We start from the raw sequence: 11542 nt of genomic DNA, 5'->3' as shown, positions 1-11542 counted from the left end.
GGGCGGAGGTTTTGCAATGGCTGGCGAATTCATGCGGATCGAAATGCTGCCGGCGCTGCATGGCGACTGTCTGCTGGTGGAATATGGCGACGCTGGCCGTACGCGGCGACTGCTCGTCGACGGCGGTCCGATCGGCGCTTTCGAGGCGCTGCAGGCGCGGATCGACGCCTTGCCGGCGGGCGATCGGCGTTTCGAGCTGATCGTGCTGACGCATGTCGACACGGATCACGTCGACGGACTCGTGCGCCTGTTCGCGACGCCCAAGCCGTGGCCTTTCGTCGTCAAGGACGTCTGGTTCAACGGCTGGCGACATCTCGAGCCGGCGCATGGCCTCCTCGGCGGCAAGCAGGGAGAATATTTCAGCGCGCTTCTCTCGCGCCGGCTCGATGACGACGCCTGGAACGGCGCCTTTGGCGGCGAGGCCGTGGTCGCGCCGGAGGAGAGCGATCCCCCGACGCGCCAGCTCGCGGGCGGAATGGTCCTGACGCTGCTGTCGCCGACGCCGGCCAAGCTCGACAAGATGCGCGCCGCATGGCGCAAGGATCTCGGCGACGCGATCGACCCCGGCGATCTCGATGCGGCCTGGGAGCTGCTGTCGAAGACCAGGAAATATCTGCCGACGGAAGGTTTGCTCGGCGGCGGGCCTGAACTTGAGAAGCTCATCGAGAAGCAATCGCGTCCCGACAACGCCGCCGCGAACGGCTCCAGCATCGCTTTTCTGGCGGAGTTCACGGCGACGGGAAAGAGCGCCTTGCTGCTGGCGGACGCCCATCCAGAGATCGTCTGCGGCTCGCTGAAGCGCCTTCTCGCCCGGCGCGGATTAAGGCGGCTAAAGGTCGACGCGGTAAAGGTCGCGCATCATGGCAGCAAGGGCAATACGACGGAGGAGCTCATGTCTCTGATTGAGAGTCCGCGCTTCCTGTTCAGCACCAATGGCGCGCAATTTCATCACCCCGACCGCGAGGCTGTGGCGCGCGTCATTTCCCGCTCGGCGCATCCCGGGCCGACGCTCTTTTTCAATTATGAGACGCCGTTCAACAAGGAATGGGGCGAAAAGGACCGACAGAAGGACCTCAATTACACGGCCCGTTTCAACACGGATCCGCAGAAGGCCCTGGTCGTCGAATTATAGGGTTTCAACTGTCGTCGCATCCGGCTTGGGCGCCGGCCTCCGTCCGCGGCGCGGGAACGTCATTATCGGCTTCTTTATCTCGTTGCAGATAAGCGGGCAGTTGTGGCTCGCGGCCGATGAGATCGGCGAAATGCGCTTCGAACGCCCGCCCCGCGAGCGCCGCGTCGAGGCCCGCCAGCGCGGCCGTTATCAAATCGGCTTCCTCTTCATCCATCGTGCGCATCGCCGTCCCGAGATGAACGAGCACATGCGCGCCGGCAGGCTGTGCGCCGATCAGCAGCATGGAGATGCGCTCGATACGGCCGGCGCCTTCGCATAGCGCCGACATATCGTCGCCTTCGATCACGCGCATCGGAACGCCGAGGCACATGGGAGTCCGCTCCGTCCGCCGCCTCAGTCGCCCGCGCGCGAGGCCTTGCGGCCTGCATGGGCCACGCCAAGGGCGCAGACCGCGACGATCGACAGCCAGCCGAAGGCGACGGCGAGCGCGAGGAGATGATCCGATTGCGTCGCGATATGGGTGAGGCTTTCGGCGAGCCCGTAGGCGTGCCCGCCCGGATGCGCCGACGCCGCGGCAGGCGCGAGCGCCGCCATGACGGCGATCAATCGCAAAAAGATCATGTCAATCCCTCCATTCGCCGGCGGCGCGCGCGCCGCTGCGGCTTTCATAGCTCTGATGATCCAGATCATGGCCCAGCAGCGCCTGGTCCGGCGCCAATGGTTCGGCGCGCGGCGCGCAATCGACGCCCCATTCCAGCAGGACGCCATGCGCCGCCGCGACGGCGTCGTCGATCGCGCCATGGACCGGCGCCGTGAGCGGGCCGCCCCAGTTTTCAAGATCGAGCGGCTGGCAGCCGACAAGCGCGAGGCGCGAAGGATAGTCGCCCAGAAGATCGGCGGCGCTCAGCACTTCCTGAAAGCCGGTCTGATGCAGGCTCATCTTCTTCGAGCCGGTGAATTTCGGCGCCTCGCCGTCGCGCACGATCTTCAGCGTTCCCGGCGTCAGGCCGTAATCGATCGCGTCGAAGACAAGAAGGTCGTCCGCCTCCCGCACATATTGCACGAGATAGAGTCCCTGCGTCCCGCCATCGAGCAGGGTGACATTGTCCGGGAGCGCGTAGCGGCGATGAAAGGCTTCCACCGCCCGCACGCCGAAGCCTTCGTCTCCCCAAAGTATGTTGCCGATGCCGAGGACGAGAACGCGCCGGGCCACGATCACGCTCCGTCCTTGAAGTGGCGCTCGCCCGAGATCATCGAGGAAATGATGCTCTGACGCGACATGATGTCCTCGCGCACGGCCGCATAGATGTGGATGATGATGAAGGTGACGAGCACATACATGCCGAGATGATGCCAGGTGTGCACCTCCTGGCTGTTGGGCCAGATAGAGAAGACCCAGCCGAAGAGCCCGGCCTGCCAGCTATCGGCGCCTTCCCCTTCCGAATAGAGCGCGAAGCCGGTGACGATCATGAACGCCGCGGTCAGCGTGTACATCACGAACATCGCCGACTGCGCCAGCGGATTGTGGCCGACATATTTTTTCGGCGCTTTTTCAAGGAAGGCGTACCAGCGGATTTCATGCGCAAGCTCCTTCCAGAAAGAGGCGCGCCAGACCGGCACATAATAAATCTGCCGCGAATGCTCATTGCCCGCGAACGCCCAATAGGCGCGCAGCAGAAAGCCGACGGCCATGATCTGGCCGGCGGCGAAATGGGCGAAGCGGATATAGCCCATGACGAAATGCTGCGACGCCTCCCCAGCGACCGTCGGCAAGGGAGAGCCGATCAGATAGCCGGTGGCGATCAAAACGAAGATCGCGAGCGCGTTGACCCAATGCCAGAGCCGCACCGGCGCTTCATAGACATAGACGGTCGGCTGCGCCACGACCCTTTCGCCGTGAGAATCGGAGACGTCGATGCGCGTAATGTCGGTCATGAGCTCCTCCTCAGCGCACCTGCACCTTCGCCATCTCCTGCCCGTCTTCGCTCATCACATGCGTCGAGCAGGCGAGGCAGGGATCGAAAGAGTGAATCGTGCGCAGGATTTCGACCGGCTGCGAAGGATCGACCATGGGCGTGTTCATCAGCGACGCCTCGAAGGCGCCGATATTGCCCGCGGGATCGCGCGGCGAGCCGTTCCATGTGGTCGGCACGACGCATTGGTAATTGTCGATCTTGCCGTCCTTGATCTTGATCCAATGCGCCAATGCGCCGCGCGGCGCCTCGGTGAAGCCGACGCCCTTCGTCTCCCTGGGCCAGCTCGCCGGCTCCCACTTTTCGACATTGGCGGTCGCAAGATCGCCGGCCTTGATATTGGCGATCAGCTTGTCGAAGAAGTGGCGCATCTGATAGCCGGCCCACTGGCTTTCCAGCGCGCGCGCCGCCGTGCGGCCGAGCGTCGAGAAGAGCGCGGAAGTCGGCAGATCGAGGTCGCGCAACACCTTCTCGACCGGCTCCTTGAACTGCGGCTTGCCCTGCGCATAGCCGATGACCCAGCGCGCCAGCGGGCCGACCTCCATCGCATGGCCGCGCCAGCGCGGCGCCTTGATCCAGGAATATTTGCCGCCTTCGTCAAGCTCGACGATATTGGTCTTGGTGCCCTTGGCTTTCGGTCCCAGCTCGTAATGCGGCTCGGTGACGCCGTCCCACGGATGCAGACCCTTGGTTTCGTCGCCATATTTGTACCAGGAGTGGGCGACGAACTCCTGTATCTCCTCCGGATCGCGATGATCGACGGGATGGATCTCGTCGAGCTTGCCGTTGACGATGGCGCCGCGCGGCAAAAGCAGGCTCTTGTCCGTATAGTCGTTGGCGCGTTCCGGCACGTCGCCATAGGCGAGCACGGATTTGCCCGACAGGCCGCCGCCATAGAGCCAGTCCTTGTAGAAGGAGCCGATGGCCATGATGTCGGGGATATAGACCTTGTCGTTGAACTCGATCAGTTGATCGATGATGCCGTCGACAAGGTTCAGGCGCTCCATATTGATCGCGCCGACCGCGCCGGTTCCGTCGAGATTGATCGCGCAGGGAACGCCGCCGACGAGCCAGTTGGGATGCGGATTCTTGCCGCCGAAGATCGTGTGGATTTTCACGATCTCCTTCTGGAAGTCGAGCGCCTCGAGATAATGCGCGACGGCCATCAGATTGGCTTCGGGCGGCAGCCTATAGGCCTTGCTTCCCCAATAGCCGTTCTTGAAGGGACCGAGCTGGCCGGATTCGACGAATTTCTTCAGGCGCGTTTGCAGGTCCTTGTAATAGCCGGGCGAGGATAGCGGCCAGCTCGAAATCGACTGCGCCAGGGCGGAGGTCGCCTTCGGATCGGCGCTGAGCGCCGAGACCACATCGACCCAGTCGAGCGCATGAAGATGATAGAAATGCACGATGTGATCATGCACCTGCAGGGCGAGCTGCATGAGATTGCGGATCGAATTCGCGTTCTCGGGAATCGTGATTCCGAGCGCGTCTTCGACCGCGCGCACCGAAGTGAGCGCGTGAGTGCCCGTGCAGACGCCGCAAATCCGCTCCGTGAAGGCCCAGGCGTCGCGCGGGTCGCGATTCTTCAGGATCACCTCGATGCCGCGCCACATGGTTCCGGTCGAAACCGCGTTGCGGATGACATTGTCGGAATCGACATTCACCTCGACGCGCAGATGGCCTTCGATGCGCGTCACGGGATCGACGACGATGCGCTTGCCGCTATTGTCGAGTCGGAAGCCATTGGGCGTGTCGACGCCCGCGGAGGCCGTCGCGGCGACGGCGGGAGCGGCGCGATTTTGCGAGATGCGCTGTTGCGTCATGGTCGTTGTCCTGGAGAAGCGGCGTCAGGCCGAATGATCGTTGTTCTTCGAGACGATGCGCTTGACGGCCGTCGCCGCCGCATGCGCTGCGACCGCCGCGCCGACGACGCCCGCCGCCGCAAGGCCGATCTCATCCGCGTTCTTCTCGACGCCGAATTGATGGATATTGCTCAGCCGCTCGTAGAACGGCCCCTTGTCCCAGAAGCCGTCCTCGGAACAGCCGATGCAGCCGTGGCCCGACTGGATCGGGAAAGAGACGCCGCCGTTCCAGCGCACCGTCGAGCAGGCGTTATAAGTCGTCGGCCCCTTGCAGCCCATTTTGTAGAGGCAATGGCCTTTGCGGGCGCTTTCGTCGTCCCATTGCTCGACGAACTGGCCGGCGTCGAAATGTGGACGGCGATAGCATTTGTCGTGGATGCGCTGCGAATAGAACATTTTCGGCCGGCCCTGCCGGTCGAGCTCGGGCAGCTTGCCGAAGGTCGTCACATAGGTGACGACGCCGGTCATGACCTCGGCGATGGGCGGGCATCCCGGCACCTTGATGATCGGCTTGTCCACGATCACCTTGTCGATCGGCGTCGCCTGAGTGGGATTGGGCTTCGCCGCCTGCACGCAGCCCCATGAGGCGCAGGCGCCCCAGGCGATGACCGCCATGGCGTCTTCCGCCATCCATTTCAGCTTCTCGACGAAGGGCCGCCCGCCGTCGATACAGAACATGCCGCCTTCATTGAGCGGCGGATTGCCTTCGACGGCGAGAATATATTTGCCTTTGTATTTGTCCTTCGTCTCCTCGAGGATCGCCTCCGCCTGATGGCCGGCGGCGGCCATGATTGTGTCGTCGTAATCGAGCGAGATCATCGACAGGACGACGTCCTTCACAAGCGGATGCGCCGAACGGATGAAGCTTTCCGAGCAGCAGGTGCATTCGAGCCCATGCATCCAGATGACGGGCGTGCGCTCCTTGGTTTCGAGCGCGTTTGCGATCTTCGCCGCGCCGATCGGACCCATGCCGAGGCTGGCGGCGGTCAGGCTGCAAAATTTCGTGAAGCTTCTGCGCGTCACGCCCTGTCGGCGAATGACGTCGTAAAAAGTTTCGATCGCGGCCATTCCCGCTCCTCCTGGTGGCGTCTTCTTCCCTTCGTCGCGATCTCGCGTCGCGCTTTGTTTTCAAAGGCCGAGCAAGGTCCAGGCCAAGCGGCGCCGGTTGATTGAAGTTAATTTAATTCCAATAAGCTACGAGAGATCGGGCGACGCCCTGGCAAGAATTTTCGCGCCGTGGCGGCTAGTCGATTTTCAATCGGCGGAAAGGCGCTTGCCAGCCCGTCATTCAATGCGCCGTACAGACCATGCAGGGATCGAAAGAGCGGATGACGTGCTGCACGGAGGCGGCGCGCGCGCCATGGCCTTCGAGCGGCGCGCCGACAAGCGCCTGCTCGACGGGTCCGGGCGCGCCGGAAGCGTCGCGGGGCGAAAAATTCCAGGTGGTCGGCGCGATGATTTGATAGGCGTGAATCTTTCCCTTCTGTGCGCCGAGCCAATGGCCGAGCGCGCCGCGCGCCGCCTCGACAAGGCCGACGCCCTCGCCTTCGCCATCTGGCGGCGCCGCGAAACAGAAGGGCTCGTTCAGTTCCAATGACATCGCCCAGCCTTCCGCCGCCTCAGCGATCATTGCAAGCTCAATGAGCCGCGCGACGACGCGCACGAAGACATTGGAGCCGCGCGACCGCGCAATGAGCGCGCGCACCAGCGGATGGCCGTGAACCGCGAGCCGTGCGACCGCGCCGACCTCCGCCGGCCGACCCCGAAGACGCGGCGCCTTCGCGAAGGAATAGGCGCCGGGCTTATCGACATGAGGCTCGGTGCGCGCGAGCGGCGGCTCCTGCGGGCCGTCGCGCATATAGGCATGCGATACGTCCTCGCGAATCGCGGCGGCGTCGAGCGGCGACGGCGCGCCCGTAACGGGATCGAATACGCCGGCGTTCAGAAAAGCTCCCGCCTCGCCGCGATAGGCGCCATAGCTCATCAATGGATTGGCGGCGCAGCCCAGATTTTCCAGATCGAGCGCGCGCGCGATGCGGCAAAAGGCGGCGAAATCCCCATCTGCGCCCGCGCCCTCGCAGAAGCGCTCCAGCTCCGCGGGCGTCTCGAGGCCGAGCGCCGCGTCGAGCGGCGCCGCGAAGACCGTCGTTTCGAGAAACCGGCGAAAGTCGCGGGTGATCGCGACGAGCTGCGCCTTTCGCCCGAGATCGACGGCGCAGGTCGTTCCGCCGGGCTGGAAGGCGAGACTGTGCGGCCATTTGCCGGCGAGGAAGCCCATGATTTCGAGGAGGCGCCGGCGCGCCTGCAAAACCTCGTTCGCCGCGGCGCCTTCGATCGCCTTGAATCGGCGCGCCGCCGCTTCATGCCAGCCTTGGCCGGCATATTGCGCGCGCGCGAAATCCGGCATGAAGAAAATATAAAAATGCGTGAGATGATCGGCCATGTTCTCGGCGGCATGCGCCAGATTGGCCGCGACGATTCCATTATGCGGCGGCGCGACGCCGCAAAGCGCCCGCAACGCCGCCGCCGCCGCCAAGGATTGCGAGACGGAGCAGATGCCGCAGATGCGCGGCGCGATGGCGAGCGCGTCCGCCGCCGGCCGTCCGACGAGAATTTGCTCGAAGCCGCGATAGAGCGGCGCCGTCACGCGCGCGGAAGCGACAGCGTCGTCCTCGATGTCGAGCGACACTTCGAGATCGCCCTCGACGCGATTGAAGGGACCGAGAAGAAGGCGCGTCATTCCTTTGGCTTTCTCGCGCCGCGCGGCGGCACGACGATGTGATCCGCCGTGGCGTTCTTGCGCACCCGCTGCGGCGTCGCCGATTTCGACAAAGCCGCGAGCGCCATGAACCAGGCCTTCGGCATGTCGAGGGGCAGGCCGACCGGCACGCCGCCGATCTTCGGCGTGTGGTGATAGTCGCGAATATCCTCGAAGCTCGGCGATGTGCAGTTTATGCACGCGAAGCCGCCCTTGGTGCAGGAGCCGGCGCCGTTCCAGCCGCGCTGATTGCAGTCGCCCGCCGCCTGAGTCGCCTTGCAGCCGAGATGCTCCATCAGGCAACCGCGCTGCGACAGCGTTTCCGCGCTCGCCTTGAACTCATAGAACTCGTTGCGGCTGCATCCATGATGCGCAAGATGATCGACGTAGAATTTCGGCCGACCGAGCGCGTCGAGGTCATCCGCCGTCATCGCGCCGAGCGCGAGCGCCGCGAGCGTCTCCATGATCCAGCCGGGATGCGGCGCGCAACCCGCCACATTGATGACCGGCAGGCCGCGCCGCGAGCGATAATCGGAGCCGAGCGCGCCGCCCGCAATGGCCTTGCGCCATTGCAGGCCGGCGGCGTCGGTCGGGTCGGGATCGGCGGCGGGAACGCCGCCAAAGGCCGCGCAGGAGCCGATGGCGACGCAATAATCCGCTCTGGCGGCAAAAGCGCGCGCCCAATCGAGCATTGCGCGTCCCGTGCCGGCCAGACGATTGAAGAGACCCGTGCCGTCGGGCCCGCAGAGAATCGCGCCTTCGACGCAAAGCGCGTGCAGCGGCGTTTCCCCGCTCTCGACGCGCGCCAGAACGACGCGCGCCTCCTCGGCCGTCTCTTCGCTGACGCTCGGGTGCCACAGCAGATTGACGCCCAGCGTCTCCAGCTCGCGAAACCATCCGCCGGCGCCATGTTCGAGCATGGACATGGTGCAGCCGCCGCAGCTTCCCGCCTGCAGCCATAAAATGTTGAAGGCGCCGCCGCTCATCGGCCTTCGTCCGTCGCGCTCCGGGGCGGCGCGCTGTTCATGGGAAGCTGAACGGTGAAGATCGCGCCGCCGTCCGGCCGATTGGCGGCGACGATGGAGCCGCCATGCTCCTTGACGATGGAATAGCTGATCCAAAGACCAAGGCCGGTTCCTTCGCCAACAACCTTCGTCGTGAAGAAGGGTTCGAAAATCTTGTCGAGCACGAGTTCGGACAATCCGCGCCCATTATCCTCGACAATAATTTCGGCCCGGCCGTTGGCTTCGCGCGTCGCGACGCGGATGCGGGGCGCGGCGATCTCCTTCGTCGCGTCGAAGGCGTTGTCGATGAGATTGACGAGCACCTGATGAATCTGGCCTTCATGCGCGTCGACGACGACGCCCGCTTCGCAATTGAAGGAAATATCGGCGCGGGTCTTCTTGCTGCGCGCCGCCCAATTGGCCGCCGTGCGCGCGATCCTTTCAAGATCGACGCGCTGCGTTTCGGCCGGCCGGCTGAAGGACAGCCGCCGCAAGTTCCGCACGATGTCGCTGATGCGGACGGCGCCGTCCATCATGCCGCCGATCAGGGAGGGAAGATCGGCCAGAATGGCGTCGATCCTCAGGCGAAGCCGCAGTTCGTCATTCTTGTTCGGGCGGGCTTTTTCGATATATTCCGTCAGCGCGCCGCGATATTTGTCGAGCGTATGGATATTGCCGTAAATGAAGCTGATCGGATTGTTGAGCTCATGCGCGACGCCCGCGACAAGGCGCCCGAGGCTCGCCATCTTCTCCTGCTCGACGAGCTTGCGCTGCGCCTTCTGCAATTCGAGATGCGCATGGTGCAGCGCCTCATAGGCGCGCTTCAGCTCGCCGATCGGACGTCCGGTGAGCACGGCGCCGACGCGCCGCCCGGCGTGATCGAAGCGGGCCGAGCAATTGATCGCCATGAGATCGGATGCGCCGTCCGCGGCGATAAAACGCAATTCGCACTCCGTGACCTTGCCCGCGACGCCTTCCGCAATCTTCTGCAAGGCGCTCGCGCGATCTTCCTCGATCAGGAAATCCGCGAGGCTCGCGCCGAGCAGCTTCCCCTCGTTCAATCCGGTGATGCGCTGGAAGGCGGGATTGACCTGAAGAATGCGGCCCTTCTCGTCGCTGACGACGAGAATGTCGGAGACGGAGGCGATAACGCTTGAAATGAACTGCTGCGCTTCCTCAAGCTCGGCGTTCTTAATTTCGAGATCGGACTCGTAACGAATGAGGTCGGAGTAGACTTCATCGACCTTGTGAAGGACTTCGAGCCACATATTCTCAGTCTGGGCGTCGTCGGGCAGTCCCGCGCTCTCCGAGAGGAGATCGAGCATATTGTTTGGGCGAGAGGCCTTACTCATCGCCATCGCGCAGATCCCGCTCGACGCCATAGCGTTCGATCTTGCTACGCAGCCCCACACGGGAAAGGCCGAGCTCCTCCGACGCGCGGCTGATATTGCCGTCGAAGCGGCGTAGCGCGTCTTCGATCATTTCGCGCTCCAGCGCCTCGACGCGCGTCTTGAGCGCGCGGCCCGCGCTTGCATGCCCATTCATGAGGCGCGGCGCGAGAATGCGCGGCGACAGGAGATTCGCCGGCAGCGGGCCGTCATTTTCCGAGAGCGTCACCATGCGCTGGATTTCATTATGCAGCTCGCGCACATTTCCCGGCCAATCGTATTTCGCAAGGCGCGCCAGCGTCTCGGAGGCGAAGCCTCTGACGCCGCGCCGGAAGCTGCGATTGACGTCCGCGAGGATGCGCATGGCGATGAGCTCGATGTCCTGCGGCCGTTCGCAGAGCGGGGGCAGGTGGATCGGAAAGGCGGCGACGCGATAATAGAGATCGCGCCGGAACCGGCCCGCCGCGATTTCGTCTTCAAGGCTTCGGTTCGTCGCCGCGATCAGGCGCACATTGACCTTGCGCTGCCGCTGCGCGCCGAGCGGCCGGATTTCGCCCTCCTGCAGCACGCGCAGCAAGCGCACCTGAAAGGCGGCGGAGGTTTCGCCGATTTCGTCGAGGAAGATGGAGCCGCCATCGGCGAGCTCAAAAAGGCCGACGCGATCCTGATAGGCTCCGGTGTAAGCGCCCTTCTTGCAGCCGAAAAGTTCGCTCTCCAGCAATTCGTCCGGCAGCGCGCCGCAATTCTGCACGACGAAAGGCTTGTCGGCGCGATCGGAGCCGTAATGGATCGCGCGCGCCAGAAGCTCCTTGCCGGTTCCCGACGCGCCGGTGATAAGCACCGAGATGTCGTATTCCGTCGCCTTTCGCGCCAAAGCGACGACAGGCGCGACGGGGCTTTCGGGGTGGTGAATGATGCGGCTGAATTCGAAGAGCCGCTGCTCCTTGCGGCGGCGGGTCGCGATCTGTTCGTTGAGAACCTCGGCGGCCGGCTTATTGTCGAGGCCGGCGCCGACCTCCTTCTGGTAGCGATAGAGCTGCGCCGCGTCGCGCACGCTGGCGATGAGCTTCTCCGGCTCCCAGGGCTTGGTGATATATTGATATATGCCCGCTTCATTGACGCCGGCGATGATATCCTCGGACTCCGTATAGCCGGAGATGATGATGCGGATCGGATCGGGCCAGGCGATGCGCGCGCGCTTTAAGAAATCGACGCCGCTTTCGCCGGCCATTCTGTGATCGCAGAGAATGACCTGCACGAGTTCGCCGTCGAGGACGCCCTCGGCCTCCTTCGCCCTCGAGACGCAAATCACGTCGAATTCGTCGGCGAGGACCCGCTGCAGCGCCTCGCGCGAACGAAGCTCGTCATCGATCACCAGCACGGTCGAGGAAGAAGTCATGGCGTCATCCGGTCCGCATCGCAGCG

11 protein-coding genes are annotated in these 11542 nt (G+C 64.0%); 1 reads left to right on the top strand and 10 read right to left on the bottom strand.

Annotated elements, in window-relative coordinates; translation table 11 throughout:
• Positions 1-16 precede the first annotated feature (16 nt).
• Entirely contained in the window at positions 17-1132 is a 1116-nt protein-coding gene (locus tag ACV7JP_RS04590; RefSeq protein ID WP_457798055.1) for a hypothetical protein, read from the top strand.
• A gap of 4 nt (positions 1133-1136) precedes the next feature.
• Here the strand turns inward: ACV7JP_RS04590 and ACV7JP_RS04585 are convergent, their stop codons facing one another.
• The 10 genes from ACV7JP_RS04585 to ACV7JP_RS04540 form a co-directional block, all read right to left on the bottom strand.
• A complete protein-coding gene (locus ACV7JP_RS04585; RefSeq protein ID WP_457798054.1) occupies positions 1137-1502 on the bottom strand; it encodes a HypC/HybG/HupF family hydrogenase formation chaperone in 366 nt (121 codons plus the stop codon).
• 23 nt (positions 1503-1525) lie between these two features.
• Positions 1526-1753: a hypothetical protein gene (locus tag ACV7JP_RS04580; RefSeq protein WP_457798053.1), complete on the bottom strand. Its 228-nt coding sequence runs from the start codon at positions 1751-1753 to the stop codon at positions 1526-1528.
• Position 1754: 1 nt separating this feature from the next.
• Positions 1755-2351 carry a HyaD/HybD family hydrogenase maturation endopeptidase gene (locus ACV7JP_RS04575; RefSeq protein ID WP_457798052.1) on the bottom strand — a complete coding sequence of 199 codons (597 nt, stop codon included), beginning with the start codon at positions 2349-2351 and terminating at the stop codon, positions 1755-1757.
• Complete coding sequence (gene cybH / locus ACV7JP_RS04570) at positions 2348-3067, bottom strand: Ni/Fe-hydrogenase, b-type cytochrome subunit (protein ID WP_457798051.1); 720 nt, start codon at positions 3065-3067, stop codon at positions 2348-2350. Before cybH ends, ACV7JP_RS04575 begins: the two co-directional genes overlap by 4 nt.
• Positions 3068-3077: 10 nt before the next feature.
• Complete coding sequence (locus ACV7JP_RS04565; RefSeq protein WP_457798050.1) at positions 3078-4928, bottom strand: nickel-dependent hydrogenase large subunit; 1851 nt, start codon at positions 4926-4928, stop codon at positions 3078-3080.
• Between the two features lie 24 nt (positions 4929-4952).
• The gene (locus ACV7JP_RS04560) at positions 4953-6035 is read right to left on the bottom strand and encodes a hydrogenase small subunit (RefSeq protein ID WP_457798049.1); all 1083 of its coding nucleotides are present in this window, start codon (positions 6033-6035) and stop codon (positions 4953-4955) included.
• Positions 6036-6255: 220 nt separating this feature from the next.
• Positions 6256-7707 (bottom strand): nickel-dependent hydrogenase large subunit, encoded by a 1452-nt coding sequence (locus ACV7JP_RS04555; RefSeq protein WP_457798048.1) that lies wholly within the window; start codon positions 7705-7707, stop codon positions 6256-6258.
• Positions 7704-8711, bottom strand: a complete 1008-nt coding sequence (locus tag ACV7JP_RS04550) for an NADH-quinone oxidoreductase subunit B family protein (RefSeq protein WP_457798047.1) — start codon at positions 8709-8711, stop codon at positions 7704-7706. The genes ACV7JP_RS04555 and ACV7JP_RS04550 overlap by 4 nt, the downstream gene beginning before the upstream one ends.
• A complete protein-coding gene (locus tag ACV7JP_RS04545) occupies positions 8708-10087 on the bottom strand; it encodes a sensor histidine kinase (RefSeq protein WP_457798046.1) in 1380 nt (459 codons plus the stop codon). Before ACV7JP_RS04545 ends, ACV7JP_RS04550 begins: the two co-directional genes overlap by 4 nt.
• Complete coding sequence (locus ACV7JP_RS04540) at positions 10074-11516, bottom strand: sigma-54-dependent transcriptional regulator (RefSeq protein ID WP_457798045.1); 1443 nt, start codon at positions 11514-11516, stop codon at positions 10074-10076. Before ACV7JP_RS04540 ends, ACV7JP_RS04545 begins: the two co-directional genes overlap by 14 nt.
• Positions 11517-11542 lie beyond the last annotated feature (26 nt).

Source organism: Methylocystis sp. S23 (genome assembly GCF_054106005.1).
Note: the sequence above shows the minus strand (reverse complement) of the source record. Positions and strands in the feature narration are given on the sequence as shown.